General features: G+C 58.4%; 10 protein-coding genes. 9 read left to right on the top strand and 1 reads right to left on the bottom strand.

The annotated features are described in order from the left end of the window. Positions 1–5 precede the first annotated feature (5 nt). From P5W98_RS18685 to P5W98_RS18665, 5 genes are all read left to right on the top strand, one after another. Positions 6–986 (top strand): alpha/beta hydrolase, encoded by a 981-nt coding sequence (locus P5W98_RS18685; protein WP_421026569.1) that lies wholly within the window; start codon positions 6–8, stop codon positions 984–986. A gap of 693 nt (positions 987–1,679) precedes the next feature. Further along, positions 1,680–3,170 carry a flavin-containing monooxygenase gene (locus P5W98_RS18680; RefSeq protein WP_421026570.1) on the top strand — a complete coding sequence of 497 codons (1,491 nt, stop codon included), beginning with the start codon at positions 1,680–1,682 and terminating at the stop codon, positions 3,168–3,170. Between the two features lie 33 nt (positions 3,171–3,203). Continuing rightward, positions 3,204–4,154 (top strand): alpha/beta hydrolase, encoded by a 951-nt coding sequence (locus P5W98_RS18675; RefSeq protein ID WP_421026571.1) that lies wholly within the window; start codon positions 3,204–3,206, stop codon positions 4,152–4,154. Between the two features lie 552 nt (positions 4,155–4,706). Then, complete coding sequence (locus P5W98_RS18670) at positions 4,707–6,326, top strand: GMC family oxidoreductase (RefSeq protein ID WP_421026572.1); 1,620 nt, start codon at positions 4,707–4,709, stop codon at positions 6,324–6,326. Between the two features lie 264 nt (positions 6,327–6,590). Beyond that, positions 6,591–7,190 (top strand): TetR/AcrR family transcriptional regulator, encoded by a 600-nt coding sequence (locus P5W98_RS18665; RefSeq protein ID WP_421026573.1) that lies wholly within the window; start codon positions 6,591–6,593, stop codon positions 7,188–7,190. Between the two features lie 120 nt (positions 7,191–7,310). Here the strand turns inward: P5W98_RS18665 and P5W98_RS18660 are convergent, their stop codons facing one another. Further along, positions 7,311–8,771, bottom strand: coding sequence for an aldehyde dehydrogenase family protein (locus P5W98_RS18660; RefSeq protein ID WP_421026574.1), 1,461 nt, complete (start codon positions 8,769–8,771; stop codon positions 7,311–7,313). A 427-nt stretch (positions 8,772–9,198) separates the two neighbouring features. Between P5W98_RS18660 and P5W98_RS18655 the strand changes: the two genes are divergently transcribed. The 4 genes from P5W98_RS18655 to P5W98_RS18640 all read left to right on the top strand — a co-directional run bounded on the left by P5W98_RS18655 (position 9,199) and on the right by P5W98_RS18640 (position 16,153). Then, entirely contained in the window at positions 9,199–10,179 is a 981-nt protein-coding gene (locus P5W98_RS18655; protein WP_421026575.1) for an aminotransferase class IV, read from the top strand. 280 nt (positions 10,180–10,459) lie between these two features. After that, entirely contained in the window at positions 10,460–11,842 is a 1,383-nt protein-coding gene (locus P5W98_RS18650) for a DUF1329 domain-containing protein (protein ID WP_421027065.1), read from the top strand. 76 nt (positions 11,843–11,918) lie between these two features. Continuing rightward, positions 11,919–13,748: a DUF1302 domain-containing protein gene (locus P5W98_RS18645; protein ID WP_421026576.1), complete on the top strand. Its 1,830-nt coding sequence runs from the start codon at positions 11,919–11,921 to the stop codon at positions 13,746–13,748. A gap of 44 nt (positions 13,749–13,792) precedes the next feature. Further along, positions 13,793–16,153, top strand: coding sequence for an efflux RND transporter permease subunit (locus P5W98_RS18640; RefSeq protein WP_421026577.1), 2,361 nt, complete (start codon positions 13,793–13,795; stop codon positions 16,151–16,153). Positions 16,154–16,159 lie beyond the last annotated feature (6 nt).

The following is a 16,159-nucleotide window of genomic DNA, read 5'->3' as shown; positions in this document are numbered from 1 at the left end:
TGCACATGACATCAGTGCACTGGTTGCCGCTGACGGAGGTTTCCGAAGATGCCCGGGACGCCGTTCGGGCGTTCCGCGAACTGGGCGGACTGCATTACGGTAGCTTTTCCGTAGACCAGTCGCGCGTGAACTTCGTGCGCGCGTGCGAAATGAACGGCATTGCGTGCGATGAGACCGTTGTCCATGAGGACATGTCCGTTCCCGTGGCGGACGGCAGCATTCGCGTACGGCTCTATCGTCCGCGCGACGGGGAGGCCAACGACGAAAATCCACTTGTAGTCTTCATTCACGGAGGCGGGTGGGTGATCGGGAGCGTGGACACGCATGACGGCATCTGCCGCCATCTCGCGCGGCATAGCCAATGCCGTGTCGCCTCGGTGGAGTACCGCCGAGCGCCGGAGCGCCAGTGGCCAGTCCCACTCGAAGACTGCGAGCAGGCATTGGACTACTTGATCGCCAACGCCCCTGCGCTCTCTATTAACGCGTCTCGGGTGATCCTGGCGGGCGACAGCGCCGGCGGCAATATTGCGACCATTATCGCTAATGCGGCCTCGACGGTTGGATCCACGGTCATCGGGCAGATCTTGTTTTATCCGGTGACGGACCTGACGGCGATGTTCCCGTCATATCAGCGTATTCAAGGTGGATTTCCGCTTGTGGCTGAATCGATGCTTTGGTTCCGGAATCACTACGTGCCGGCTGGTGTTCCGTTTGATCTTCCGCGCCTGTCGCCGCTGCTGTATGCCGAAGGTCGGCGACAGCCGCCGATGTTCATTGCAACGATGGGGCTGGACCCACTATGCGACGAGGGCATTGCCTACGCGTCGTGCGCGGCACGAGCCGGAAGCAATGTCGAGCATCATCATCTTCCTGGGCATCACCATGGCATCGTCACCGCAGCCCGCAATATCGCGGCAGCGAGATATCTACTAGAACGCGCAGTTTCCTTTGTTCGGCGGCTCGCCGAAACAAGGCAGATTCAATGATGTCCCGGGGCTTCCGAAGATTTGATGGCGTTCTGTAAAGACTAACTTACTGATTACAAACGAACGAAAAGCATCGAGCTTCTCGACGCCTGCCAACGAGCAACGTCGGAACGATCCTCCGGCGAGAGTTGTGGGCACCGAAGAACTCACGTCATCGTCGGGATCCGATGCCATCGAGGTCGAGCCGCGGCCCATCGCGTTTATCCGATCTTGCACAGGAATGAAGGGACGAGAAACGTCCGTCGTGGGGCGGCAGTTTCGCGAGGTACCTTGGCCCCACTTCCGGTGCAGAGGCAATCCAGACTGGCTGCCAGTCAGTCGGGGAGGGGGCGCTGAACACGGAAAGAGCGAAACAACGGCTGGTGCGGCCTGGTATCTGGCGTGCTACGCACCTTATAACGCCGTTGCAACATTCGCAACCGATTGTGTAATGGAAACCCCTTATTCAAATTGTCCTTCGACTGCATGAGACTGGGAACACTGGAACTTGGTCAAATGATCATGTCGGAAGTGACCGGTCGAACCGAGGCGCGCATGGATGACCTACCGCGGGGGCGTTTCCCGTTGGGTCGGCGAGTTGTCGCCGATCTATGTATGGGGAACTCAACGCTAACGTAGTCAAATGAACAAGTCAAATGATTGGTTAGGGTGGCGTTACAGATATTTTCAATAACTGGTCAGTGGAGAGATCTCATGGCTAAGAATCAAACGGATTCATGTTCGACCGAGCACGTAGAAGTACTAATCATTGGGGCCGGGATATCCGGCATTGATGCGGCATGCCATCTCCGCATGCATTTGCCGGATCGCTCGTTCGCCATTCTGGAAGCGATGGAGGGATTCGGCGGTACTTGGTGGACCCATCGTTACCCAGGGGCGCGCTCCGACAGCGACCTGTATACATATGCGTACGGATTCCGTCCGTGGAGTGGCCGCTCGATCGCCACGGCGGATGAGATCCATGGCTATCTCGGAGATGTCATTGACGAATATGACCTCGGTTCGACGATCCGCTACGGGCATCGTGTTCACACGGTGGGCTGGTCGAGTGAACAAAAGCGCTGGACTGTCGAAGTATCGCGAAACGATACGGGTGAACGCTTCTCGATGACTACCGACTTTTTGTGGCTCGGGGCGGGATACTACGACCATCGTCAGGGCTTTACGCCTAAGTGGAACGGGTTCGATCGTTACAAGGGAACGATTGTTCATCCGCAGCACTGGCCCGAGGACCTCGACTATGCCGGAAAGCGGGTGGTCGTGATTGGCTCGGGGGCTACCGCTGCAACGTTGATTCCGGCGATGGCCAAAACCGCAGCGCACGTGACGATGCTTCAGCGGTCACCCACCTTCTTCACATCCGTTCCATGGACCCACCAACTGGACGCGCCGCTTCGCGAACTTGACGTTCCGGAGGAGTGGCGTGCGGAAATTCTGCGGCGTGCGCACCTGAAGCAGACGTTCGACCTGATCAACCTGTCCGCAGCGAACCCGGACGCTGTTCGCGATTGGCTGATCAACGAGACTCGCCAACAATTGCCGGAAGGTTTTGACGTCGACAAGCACTTCAACCCTGGCTATCGCCCGTGGCAGCAGCGAGTTGCTGCAATCCCGGAGGGAGACCTCTTCGCGGCTATTCGTGACGGGAAAGCATCCGTAGTGACGGACACGATCGAGTCATTCGACGAGAACGGCATTACATTGGCCTCCGGCGAACATCTGCAGGCGGATATCGTCGTGACGGCGACCGGCTTCGACATGAGTGCTTTTGGCCAGATCGCTTTTCACGTCGACGGAGATCCAGTCGACATGACCAGGCGGGTCTCATATCGAGGAATGATGATCGAGGGTATCCCGAATATGGCGTTCATCTACGGATATTACCGTTCGAGCTGGACGCTCCGCGCTGATCTCATCTGTGAATTCACCTGTCGTGTACTCGCACATATGGACAAGGTTGGTGCGAAGACGGTGGAGCCGCGCCTGCGAGCCGAAGACGCCGACATGCAGCGGTTGCCCTGGACAGACCCGAATAACTTCAATGCTGGGTACGTTATGCGGTCGCAACACCAGATGCACTCGCGGGGCGATCGTATGCCGTGGCAGCACCACTTTGAGTACCAGGAGGAGAGCAAGACTCTTCCGGAATTGAGCCCGGATTCCGAAGTCCTCGTATATCGCTGATCTCCCGGTAACGTCCGCATAAAAGGTAATGTTATGGCACTCGATTTGCATCTCGCTGGTTTTCTCGAAGCTTTTGCCGGATCTGGCGCGAAGCCACTGTCGCAGTCAACCCCGGAAGAGGCGCGCGCATTGATGCATCAATTGGCACACGCAGTTCGTGCATCAGGGGCAGTGGTCGAAATTCATAGTGTGGAAGACTTGACGGTTCCCGGCGCGACTGGATCGCTACGGGCGCGGCTCTATCGTCCGACTCAAGATCGTCATTTGCCGACGATCATTTATCTTCACGGTGGTGGGTTTGTCATTGGTGATCTGGATACCCACGACAATATTTGTCGAGAGCTGGCTCGTGGTGCGAACGCGGTAGTCGTCTCAGTGGACTACTGCCTGGCTCCCGAGCATCGGTATCCGGCGGCGGCGGACGACGCGTTAGCCGCGACCAAATGGGTTATCGCAAACGCTGGTGAGCTGGGTGGCAACGATGTAGTAGCGGTTGCCGGAGATAGCGCTGGCGGTAATCTTGCGGCCGTCGTGACCCAAGAACTGCACGCTGAGGGCATTTCGCTTGCCGCTCAGTTCCTGATTTATCCGGCGGTAGCACAAGACCGATCCAATTTTCCTTCCTTCAAGGAAAACGGTGAAGGCTATCTGCTCGACCTCGATACGATCGGCTGGTTTGATCGACATTACGTCCTCGACGGTACAAACCGGGCGGATGCACGACTGGCCCCGATCCTCGCCAAGGACTTTGCAGGGTTGCCTCCGGCGATCATCCTCACCGCGGAATACGATCCACTGCGCGACGAGGGCGAAGCATACGGTCGCTTGCTTCATGCAAGCGGCGTCAAGGTAGAAACGATCAGGTGTGATGGCATGCTGCACGGGTTCTTCGATATGGGGGGGATCTCCCCGGGCGCCCAGGCATGGATCGAGAAAGGAATCGCGAGTTTCCGGAAGATGCTCGGCAGTGCGCAGCACCATTGATACGTTCACGGTAGCGACTTGACTCTGCTGTTCGCAGTTCTGTGGCCACATGCAGCGTGGCAGGCGAGTTCCAACGTCGCCGACGCGGCCACAGTCCTGTCTCATGGCGGAATGTGCCCGATTGCCTAATGCCTCCGTGGAGCCGAAAAGTGCGGGGCGGAATGAATGCATCCGGTGGCGATTGCGCTTTTTCGCCGTCGGCATCGGTTCGTGCACGCTTTCGTGAGAGGGCTCCGGTTATTTGTCTCGATACCATCCGAGCTATCGACTGTGTTGAGACAGGGCGCGACGCGTCGGTACGCTTCGCCGCGGCACCACACTTTGTGGTCGAAAGTTGTGAACGAGTGTGAAAGATCGAAATATAAGGGATGGAGGAGACGCCAATATAGCCGGGCGAATATTTGGGCCTGGTGACAAGTGCGTACGTCGTGACCTCCTTTTATAAGGCCAGCCAGGCCGTGGGAAATGCTCGCATGTCTGATCAACTCAAGACTTGACGCGCGAGCCGACCTGACGTGTCTTCGCTGGGTAGTCTATTCAGGACACAAACCTGTGAAGAATTCATTCGATTATCTTGTTGTAGGTGGCGGATCGGCAGGCAGTGTGCTGGCTTCGCGTTTGACCGAAGACACTGATGTGACGCTGTGCCTCTTCGAAGCCGGTGGCACCGGCGACGGATGGACAGTAAACGTTCCGGCCGCCTTGGTGCTGATGATTCCATCCAGGCTGAACAATTGGGCGTTTCAGACCGTTCCCCAAAAGGGGCTGCTGGGACGACGCGGCTACCAGCCGCGAGGCAAGGCGTTGGGCGGATCGTCTGCGATCAATGCGATGGTGTACACGCGCGGCCATCATTGCGACTACGACGATTGGGCTGAGCTTGGCAACGAAGGCTGGGCCTGGAACGACGTCTTCCCTTATTTCAAGCGAAGCGAGCATAACGAACGTCTTGGCAATGAATGGCACGGGCGCGGTGGCCCGCTTTGGGTCAGCGATCTGAGGACAGGCAATCCTTTTCAGGAACGTTGGCTGGAGGCCGGACGACAGTGCGGCTTGCCCATCACGGACGATTTCAACGGTGCGGAGCAGGAAGGCGTCGGTATTTACCAGGTGACCCAGAAGAATGGAGAGCGCTGGAGTGCTGCACGCGCCTATCTTTTCCCACATATGAAGGCTCGCGACAACCTGACGGTGGAGACCAATGCGCTGGTTAGACGCATTGTGTTCGATGGAAAAAGGGCCGTTGGTGTCGAAGTCTCGCGTGCGGGCAGTGTCGAGACGGTTTGGGCGAAAAAAGAGGTGATCCTTTCCGCGGGCGCTCTTCAATCTCCTCAGTTGCTGATGTTGTCCGGCGTTGGACCGAAAGACGAACTTCATCGTCATGGGATAAAGGTCGTATCCGATCTCCCGGGCGTTGGAGAGAACTTGCAGGATCACCCGGACGTCGTTGTCGGCTATAAAACGAATAGCCTGGATGCGCTCGGTGTATCGGTACGCGGTGGGATCAAGACGCTGCGCGACATCAGGCAATATCGGAATTCACGGCGCGGTACCATGACAACCAACTTTGCTGAAGGCGGCGCCTTCCTGAAGACGCGTCCCGATCTGGATCGACCGGACGTTCAGATGCACTTTGTCGTTGGTCCCGTCAACGACCACGGAAGAAAGTTGCAGTTTGGACATGGTATTTCCTGCCACGTGTGCCTGTTGAGGCCGAAAAGCCGTGGGTCGCTCAAGCTGCAAAGCCCGGATCCGCTTGAGGCGCCGTTGATCGACCCGGCATTCCTCGATCATGCGGATGATCTCGATGTCCTGGTCGAGGGATACAAGTTGACTCGGCAGCTGATGGCGGCGCCGGCCATGTCGGAGTTTGTGACGGAGGATCTGTTTGAGGCTCGGTCGCGATCCGATGAAGACATTCGTGCGTTGCTACGTGAGCGAACCGACACCGTTTACCATCCGGTGGGAACCTGTCGCATGGGGAACGACGAGCTCGCCGTCGTTGACTCCCAATTGCGCGTTCGGGGAGTGGAGGGCTTGCGTGTCGTTGACGCCTCCATAATGCCGACTTTAGTTGGTGCAAATACGAACGCTCCGACGATTATGATTGGAGAAAAAGCCTCGGATTTAATCCGGGGGATTGCAAGATTTCCGCCTACGGTACCGAATTGAATTTTAAAACGGTGGTTTAACTAGCACCTTCTCGTGCGGCATTCGTACGCACGAATGCCGCAACCGTGCACGGATGTTGCGGACGTAGTATGCGCAACTACAGAGGTGGCTATTCGGGGACCCGCATCCCTATTCGGCCATAGACAAGCTTTCAAAATACCGACATAATCTACAATATGATGGTCATCTGACCATGTATCTCGATTGAACGCTACACGCCTGTACGACGTGAGCGGAAGAGGATTTTCGTGTCGGAGCTTACCAATGACAAGAGTTAGGGCCGCGTTACGGCGACAAGACTTTGTTGACGCTGCCGTTGATGTCATCGCCACGCATGGCGTTGCGGGAGCCACCACGAGGCGAATAGCTCAAGCCGCAGGCTGCCCTCTGGCGTCGCTACACTATGTATTCCACACCAAGAACGATCTGTTCGATGCGGTTTACGAATCCCTGTTTGACCGTATCGCGACGGACCTCACCGCCGATAGACCATTTCAGTCTTTCGCGGAACTCGCTGGATGGCAGTTGCGCAAGATTGTCGAATGGCTCGTGCAGAATCCATCATACGCCCGAGCCCAGTCCGAGCTGATCCAGTGGGCAGCGCGTCATCGACCCGATTTCGCCTTGAGAACCTATGTCCAGTCTGTCGAGCGAACGGTGGCTTACTTCAGCAAGTGCGCCGTGGAAGTCCACAGCGACATGATTGAAGCCGTAGCTAGAATGAGCCTCGTTCTGATCGATGGATTACTTAATAGTTGGTACGCGGAACTGAATATCCGCACGCTTGGGACGAACCTGAAAAATGCGAGTTCAGCTTTGGAGGCGTATGCAACCGTCATCTCGAACTCAACGGTACAGGTTTGAAATCGACGCGGCCTGCTGTGGCGCTTTTTGAAGTCCATTTCGACCTTGTTTCCGGTGCGTAGATGGACGACGGCATCCAGTTGGGAGCCCCCCGAGAGAGGCACCCAGCGACGATTCTAGTTAGCTGATGGCGCCCGGCGCCGCGCCGAACATAGACTTCGTCTCCAGGAACTCCTCGATGCCGGCGTAGCCCCATTCTCGTCCATTTCCGGACTGCTTGTAACCACCGAATGGTGCCGCGATGTCAACTGCCGCGCCGTTCAAGTGGACCATTCCGGTCCGCAACTTTCTTGCGACACGCTCCGCTTGTTCGATCGAGTCTCCATAGACGTAGCCGGACAATCCGTACGGCGAGTCGTTGGCGATGGCGATAGCATCTGGTTCATCTTTATAGGGGATGAGGACCAATACAGGGCCGAAAATCTCTTCGGTTGCTATTTTCATGCGATTGTTTGCGCGGCTGAAGATCGTCGGCTTTACGTAGTAACCTCGTTCAAGCCCGGAAGGATTGCCGAGCCCGCCCGAGATGAGCACTGCACCCTCCTCAATTCCAACCCGAATCATTTCCTGCACCTTTTGATGCTGGCGCTGGTTCGCCATTGGTCCCATTGTTGTGCTGGGATCGCGCGGGTCGCCGACTACTACCTGCCCGCACGCGGCTGCTGCAATCGCTTCCGCTTCCTCAAGCCGATGCGCTGGCACCAGCATTCGTGATGGCGCCGTGCATGTCTGACCGGAATTGGCCATCATCTGGAGCACCCCATGCGTGACTGCTTGCTGAAAGTTTTCGCTATCCAGAATGATGTTCGCCGACTTTCCACCCAGCTCTAGCGTCACCCTTTTGATCGTCGTCGCCGCTGCCTGAGCGACCTCCACACCAGCGCTCGTCGACCCGGTAAGCGACACCATATCAATGAGCGGGCTGGAAGCAATGGCACTTCCCAAGCGCTGCCCAGAGCCCTGTACGAGATTGAATACACCGGGAGGTACGCCGGCCTTCTCAAGGATCTCGGCGAGAACAATGGCCGAGTACGGTGCATTCTGACTGGGCTTCAACACAATTGTGCAGCCCGCCACCAGAGCCGGCGCAACCTTGCACATGACCTGGTTCATTGGCCAGTTCCATGGCGTAATCAACCCGCAAACACCCACAGGCTCCTTCACGATCCGCGAAGTGCCTTGGGTTCGTTCGAACGGATACTGCTTTGCAACTTCCAGAGTCGTATGGAGGTGCCAGAGTCCCAGCGCCGCCTGAAGTGGGCGAGAAATAGCATCCATGGGTGCGCCCATCTCTAGAGTGATTGCGTCCGCCATGTCCTGCAACCGCTCAGTGTATGCACCAATCACGCGTTCGAGCATCTGGAGTCGCTCAACCAGGGGCGTGTTCGAAAATGCTGCGAAGGCGTCGCTAGCCGCCTTCGCAGCCAAATTCACATCCGCCTCGTCAGAGAACAGCAATACCCCAGAGACCTCGCCGGTCGCCGGATTGATAATTTCGTGCTCAATGCCACCGTTCACCGGCTCCACCCATCGCCCGCCTATCAACGCCCGGCGTAGATGTTCTGCTTCAAAAATTGGCATCAGCTAGCTCCATGTTAGTTGGCTTCGCGGGCGAGTCTTCAGAACTCCCCAGAGTAGCCATGCTACCGCCTTTTTTGATCAGTTGTCCAAGTCGAACGACTCAGTAATAATCAGGATTGACCACTGGCACTTCGAAACACGATGCTCTAGGGAACCAGCAGCAATGCCGTTGCAAAATAGTCCGAGTTCGAGTCAGCTCGCCGTTCGAGTACTCACGCACGTATCACAGAGGGTTAACCTTCATCGACAAGGAATTTTTCGAGCAATACCTTCTGCCACACGGTCATTTGATCAAGTCAAGTAGTAGACTCCATCCCGGATAGCCAAATAGAAGTAAGCAATCCATAAAGTGGCGAACCGCGATTCGGTCGCTTTTAGATGTCAACGTCGAACGACAACTCTCCTTCAAGAGCGAAAGGTAATTACCATGGCAATTATTCAAGTACAGCAGATCATGCATGAGCACCCATTGCATGCTCGTGCCCCGCATGAATCCCGCTACGAAGGTGGCAGTGCCTTCTGCGACGGCAACTATGTCCCCATCACCGAAGCGACCGTCCCGCTCGTTGACGCGGGGTTCTTGCATGCCGATGCTGCCTACGATGTCGTTACCGTCTCACGAGGCAACTTCTTTCGGCTCGACGATCACCTCACCCGCATGGAAGAGTCGTCGGCGAAGTTCTTCCTCGAGAATCCGTTCAATCGCGAACAGGTCAGGGAAATTCTCCACAATCTCGTGCGAAACGCCGGCCTGAAGGATGCGTACGTCTGGTGGTGCGTCACCCGCGGCCCCCTGAGCGTCGACCGTCGTGACCGCAGTGCAATGAAGAATGCGATGTTTGCCTTTGCCGTGCCGTTCTTCTTCCAGGCGGACGACGAGGTCCGCACGCGCGGCTCGAACCTGTTGATCAGCAAGCTGTACAACCGGATTTCCGCAAAGGCGGTGGATCCCACGGCCAAGAACTTCCATTGGATGGACATGAAGCTTGCTCTCTTCGAGGCGATGCAACAAGAGAAGGACTGGGCGATTCTCGTCGACGAAAGCGACAACCTCACCGAAGCTGCCGGCGCGAACGTCTTTTTCGTCAAGAACGGCGAGCTCTATACCCCTGCTGAAGGCTGTCTTCTGGGTATCACGCGCCAGAGTGTCTTCGATATCGCCGCCGAGCTTGGCATCAAGGTGAACATCGGCAAATACACCGCGACCCAGCTGCGCCAGGCCGACGAAGCATTCACTTCCTCGTCTGCAGGCGGAATCATGCCCATCAGCTCCGTCGATAACCAGCGCCTTGGTGACCACAACGGCCCCGGCCCGATCTCCGAGAAGATCCATAACCTCTACTGGGAGAAGCGCTGGGCAGGGTGGCATTCGCAGCCAGCTGAATACTTCACGTCTGTCCCGGCATAAGCCGGGAGCCCATCACAAGCGACGCGCGTACAGAGTCGATCCGGTCAGATTAGCCGTGCCGGCTTTGACGCATGCACGATAGCTGTAGCCATCGAGAATGCGGGAAAAGCCTGTCCGGCACTCCTTAACGGTGCCGGACGTAAAGTGTGTCGAGCTTCGGTCGGCAGCCGGTTCCGGCAAGGACTGGGTCTGGCGCCGAGTGGCAACGATCTACGTTGAAACCACCATCGGCGATATCGCACCTCGGACGGCCGGACGTGCAGGCCGCAAAGCGAGAGAAATGGAAAGGAGAACGATGATGAAGCAGATAAATATCAGGGCCGTGTCCGTGATCGCGGCCGCAGTGTGTCTTGTGATTGGAACTGCAGCCATGGCGGAAGACCTCACGCCGTCAGGCGCCGAGCGCGCGGCCAGCAAGGACGGACTGGTGCCAGCTTTTGCCGGCCGGGAAGCCATGCCAGCAGGCTGGGAATGGGGCAAGGTCCGCGGCGACTTCTGGAAGCACAAGAACGAAAAGCCGCTGTACACGATCGATGCGTCGAACGTCGACAAATACGCCGACAAACTGTCGCCGGGGCAGGTCCAGCTCGTCAAGCAGTTGAAGGGCTACCGCATGGACGTTTATCCGTCCCACCGCGAATGCCAGTTGCCGGAATTCGCCGAGCGGAATTCGACGGCGAATCTCACGACGGCGAAGCTGGCTTCGAATGGCGAGACGATCCAGACCGCGACATTCCCGGGCGTGGCGTTTCCGCAGCCGAAGAGCGGTGCCGAAGCGATCTTGAACTACGAAACGCGCTACCGGGGCGAAGGCGCCGAGTGGGCGCCGGGTGTCACGGTCATTTCCCCACGCCCGGGCAGTAATGACTGGATCGACAGCGTCGGCCCGCAGGTCTTCTACTTCCCGGCGGGCAAGGATGGCAAGACCGCGCCGCAGGACGTCGACCAGTTCAGCCAGGGCGCGTATTTCGAGGTTGACTCACCTGCGGCACTGGCCGGACAGGCGTTCGTGCAACGCCAGTACTTCGACAAGGACTCGGAGACCTACTACTACTTTCCCGGGCAGCGGCGCGTGCGACGCATGCCGGCCTATACACACGATGCACCGCTGATCGGCTACGAAAACCAGTATCTGATCGACGAATCCAACATGTTCAACGGTTCCATCGACCGCTTCAACTGGAAGCTCGTAGGCAAGAAGGAAATGATCGTACCTTACGACGATTTCGGCATGTACACCTTTAAAGACAAGCTGCACGACGTCGCCACGCCCAATGGCATCGCGACCGACCATCGTCGTTACGAGGTGCATCGCGTCTGGGTGGTCGAGGCAACGCTCAAGCCTACGGCGCGCCACGTCGATTCGAAAAAGATCCTGTATCTGGACGAGGACAGCTGGCTGGCACTCGTCGGCGAGGACTATGACGCACAGGGCAAACTCTGGAAGGTGCGCGAGAGCTACCCGATTCCGGTTTGGGAGCTTGGCGGTGCCTGCGATAACGAGCCCTTCGTGCAGTATGACCTCAACAACGGACGCTATGTGTTCGACGCCTCATCAGTTGGTCAGGGCAAGGACATCCACTGGTATGAGCATATTAACGATCCGCGCTTCAAGACAGACTTCTTCACGGCCGAATCGCTGCGCTCGGTGAGCGAACGCTGAGGTTCGACGCAAATGCAGGGGACCGACGCGCGCCGGTGGTGCGCGTCGGCATAAAGGGTGACGGCAGGGGAGACGGATGAAAACGAAGATCATTGGAAGATATGTTGCGGCGTCGCTGGCCATGTTCGGCACGGCTGCAACGAGTGCGTACGGTTACGAATTCAAGACAGGCCTGAACGATCTCACGGGTTCGTGGGTTACCAACCTCACGGCAGGTGCAGGCATCCGCACCAAAAACCCTAGCTGCTCGCTCACGGGCGACCCGAACTCGTTCGGTTGCGGCGCGGGGGCCAACACCAATCAATGGGGCGCGGGCGACGACGGTGACCTGAACTACCGGAAGGGCCAGCCCTTCAGCACCTCCATCAGCGCGACGAGTGAGCTCTTGCTGAAGATGCCGAGCGAAGGGCTCAAGTTCATGATCCGCGGCACAGGCATGTACGACTTCCTCGCCGGCAATACGAACAGAACGCCGCTGTCGAGCACGGCCTCGGCACAGGTCGTATACGACGCACAGCTGCTCGATTTGTGGGGCGAGAAGGACTTCACGATCAAAGGGCAGAACGCTCACGTGCGCCTTGGCAACCAGGTGATCAACTGGGGCGAGAGCATGTTCGCGATGGGCGGCATCAACGCCACCAACTCGCTCGACGTGCAGAAGCTTCTGGTTCCAGGCTCGCAATTGAAGCAGGCGCTTCTGCCCGCGCCGATGATCAGCTTTGCTGCCGATCTTTCTCATGGTTTCAGTACTGAGGATTACTATCAGTTTCAGTGGAACGGCAACCGCTATCCACCGGTTGGCTCGTACTGGTCGCTGTCGAATAGCCTGGGCCGCGGCACCGATCCGTTTACGGTGAGCACCGCCAATCTGAACGTGTACGGCCCCAGCGCGGGTACGATCGCGGGCTCCAGCAGTGGCAACCAGAACGTGCTCAACGGCATCAATACGGGCCTCGTTAACGGTGCCTACGCGGGGCCGCCCTTTAACGACATTGGCCTGCCTGTCAACTGGCAGGCGCCGTCGAAGTACCATCCCCAGTTCGGCATGAAATTCAACTATTCGCCGCGCTCCTTCGATGCGAACTTCGCGGTCTATTACGAGAACTACACCGACAAATCACCGGTGCTCTCATCGCTGGCCAACGGCACACTGGGCTGGTCGTATCTGCAGAACCGTCAGCTCTTTGGCGCGAGCGCGAACTTCGGCATCGGCAACTGGGCGATCGGCACCGAGCTGTCGTACCGGCCGCATGACGCCGTGGCGCTGTCGAGCTGTTATGGCGTGGGCGGCCCGCTCGATCTGAACACCAATGGCGTACAGGGTGTCAACTGCCAGCAGTGGGCAGACATGAAGAAGCTGCAATACGACGTCAACGGCATTCTGGCGCTAACGCGCAGCGAGTATCCGTTCCTGAAGCTGATTGGTGCGGACCAGGCGACGCTGACCTGGGAGCTCACGTGGATCTACTATCCCGGCCTGAGCCAGCGTGGCGTCACGCGCACGGTCGATGGCCAGACGGTAACGCAGGTGCCGCAGGCGGGCTACATGCCCTGGCTGAACAACGGTTCGAGTCTCGGCTACCCGATCGGCATGGCGCAGGGCACCTCGAGTTCGGTGGGCGCGACCGTCGATTTCAACTGGACCTACGACGGCACGCTGATTCCCGGCTGGCAGGTGACGCCGGGCATCACGTTCGCCGATAGCCTGTACGGCTATACGCCAACGTTGAGCGCCAACTACATGCAGGGTGCGAAGTCGATGAACCTCTATGTGCTGTTCAACCAGAATCCCGCCGTCTGGCAGGCGGGAATCAATTACACCATGTTCTGGGGCGGGCACAACACCGTGGGCAATCCTTACGCAGACCGGAATTTCGTCGGAATGTTCGTCACGCGAAACTTCTGATCGCGGATTCTGTACGCTATTGAATCACTTGAAGGGAAAATGCCGTGTTAAATCGCCTGGTCAAAAATCTGGAACGGTTCTTCTTCGGTCACCGCATGGCCGTGCTCGTGAGCATCGGCCTGTTCACAGCGGTCATGGCGTTCTTCGCCGTGCAACTGCGCATGGATGCGGGCTTCGAAAAGCAGATGCCGATCGGCCACGAATATATCCAGACCTTCCAGAAGTACCGTTCGGACCTGCTCGGAGCGAACCGGATCACCGTTGTCGTGCGTGCACGCAAGGGCCCGATCTGGACGAAAGAGGGTCTTACGCGTCTGTACAAGGTGACCCAGGCCGTCACGTACCTGCCTAACGTCGATCGCGGTGGCGTGCAGTCGTTGTGGACGCCGAACGCCTACGTGAACGAGATCACCGACGAGGGCTTTCGCGCCGAGCCGATCATCTCAGGCACGATCACGCCCGACCAGCTCACGTCCGACGTTGTCGCGAAGATCCGCCGCGCGACCACGCTCGGCGGCTATGTCGGCACGCTTGTCTCGCACAACGAAGACAGCGGCATGATCACGGCCGAGCTCAACGAGCGCGACCGCAACGGCAAGGTGCTCGATTACGTGGCGTTCAATCATCTGCTCGAAGCGCAGATCCGCAAGCCGTTCGAGGATGCTGGTTATGAGGTGCAGATTATCGGCTTTGCCAAGCAGATCGGCGACATCGCCGATGGGGCGACGGCCGTGCTCGGTTTCTGCGGCATTGCGCTCCTGCTCACGGCGCTCGCGGTTTACTGGTACTGCCATTCGGTGCGCTTCACGGTGCTGCTGATTTCGTGCTCGCTGACGTCGCTCATCTGGCAGTTCGGCACACTCAGGCTGCTTGGCTTCGGGCTGGATCCGCTGGCCGTGCTCGTGCCCTTCCTGGTGTTCGCGATCGGCGTCTCGCATGGCGTGCAGCAGGTAAACTTCATCGTGCGCGAGATTGCGCACGGCCATAGTTCGTTCGACGCGGCACGCCACAGCTTCAGCGGACTGCTGATTCCCGGCGTACTGGCGCTGATCACGGCATTCGTTTCGTTCATCACGCTGCTGCTGATTCCGATTCCAATGGTGCGCGAGCTGGCCATCACGGCATCGCTGGGCGTCGCGTACAAGATTGTGACGAATCTCGTGCTGCTCCCAGTCGCAGCTTCATGCTTCAACTTCACGAAAGCGTATGCGGACAGCGCGCTCAAGCGCAGCGAACGGCGCTCGGCGTGGCTGCGCGGGCTCGCGCGCATCGCGCAGCCACGCTATGCAGGCGTGACCGTGGCCCTGACGCTGGTGGTGTTCGCACTCGCCGCGTGGCAAAGCCGCGACCGCGTGATCGGCACGCTGCAGCCGGGTGCGCCAGAACTACGTGCGGACGCGCGTTTCAACCGCGATGCCACGTCGATCGCCTCGAGCTACGACATCGGCCTCGACTGGCTCACGGTCGCGATCGAGTCGGCGCAGAAGGGCTGCGATAACCCCGCGGTCGGCCTGTACGAAGACGACTTCACGAGCGCGATGCGTACCGAGCCCGGTGTGGTGTCGGCGCAGTCGTACTCGGCGATGCTGCGCCGCTATAACCAGGGCTACAACGAGGACTACCCGAAAATGAATGTCGTGCCGATAGACTCAGAGAATTATGGGGCGGTGTCGGTGGACGCGAGCCGGGTGAAAGGCTTCATGAAGACGGACTGCAGTATGACGGCGGTACACCTGTTCCTCACCGACCACAAGGCCACGACGATCAGCCGGATTCTGGACGACGTGAAGACGTACCGTTCAACGCATCCGTTCCCGGGCATCACGGTGAGGCTCGCGGCAGGCAATGCGGGCGTGCTGGCCGCGACCAATGAGGAGGTCGAGAAAAGCGAACTACCGATGATGCTGTACGTGTACGCGGCCATCCTGATTCTCGTGTTCCTCGCCTATCGAGACTGGCGCGCGATGCTCGCATGCTGCCTGCCGCTTTCCGTGGGGACTTTCATTGGATACTGGTTCATGAAGGAACTGCAGATCGGGCTCACGGTGGCCACGTTGCCGGTGATGGTGCTCGCCGTGGGCATCGGCGTGGACTACGCGTTCTATATCTACAACCGGTTGCAGGTGCATCTCGCGGGAGGTCAGAACATCGTCAAGGCGGTGCAGCACGCGATGCTGGAGGTAGGCGTGGCGACGATCTTCACCGCCATCACGCTGGCGATCGGCGTGGCGACATGGAGCTTCTCGGCGTTGAAGTTCCAGGCCGACATGGGCAAGCTGCTGGCGTTCATGTTCCTCGTGAACCTGCTGATGGCGATGACGGCGCTGCCGGCGCTGGCCTCGGTGCTGGAGCGCTGGTTCCCGCGTCGCAAGCCGGCGCGTGCGCCGGGCCTGTTCAGCCATTGATGTCTG

This window comes from Paraburkholderia sp. A1BS-2L, assembly GCF_051125205.1.
GTDB lineage: Bacteria > Pseudomonadota > Gammaproteobacteria > Burkholderiales > Burkholderiaceae > Paraburkholderia.
The sequence above is the reverse complement of the archived record's forward strand: the minus strand, read 5'-3'. Positions and strand labels throughout refer to the sequence as shown.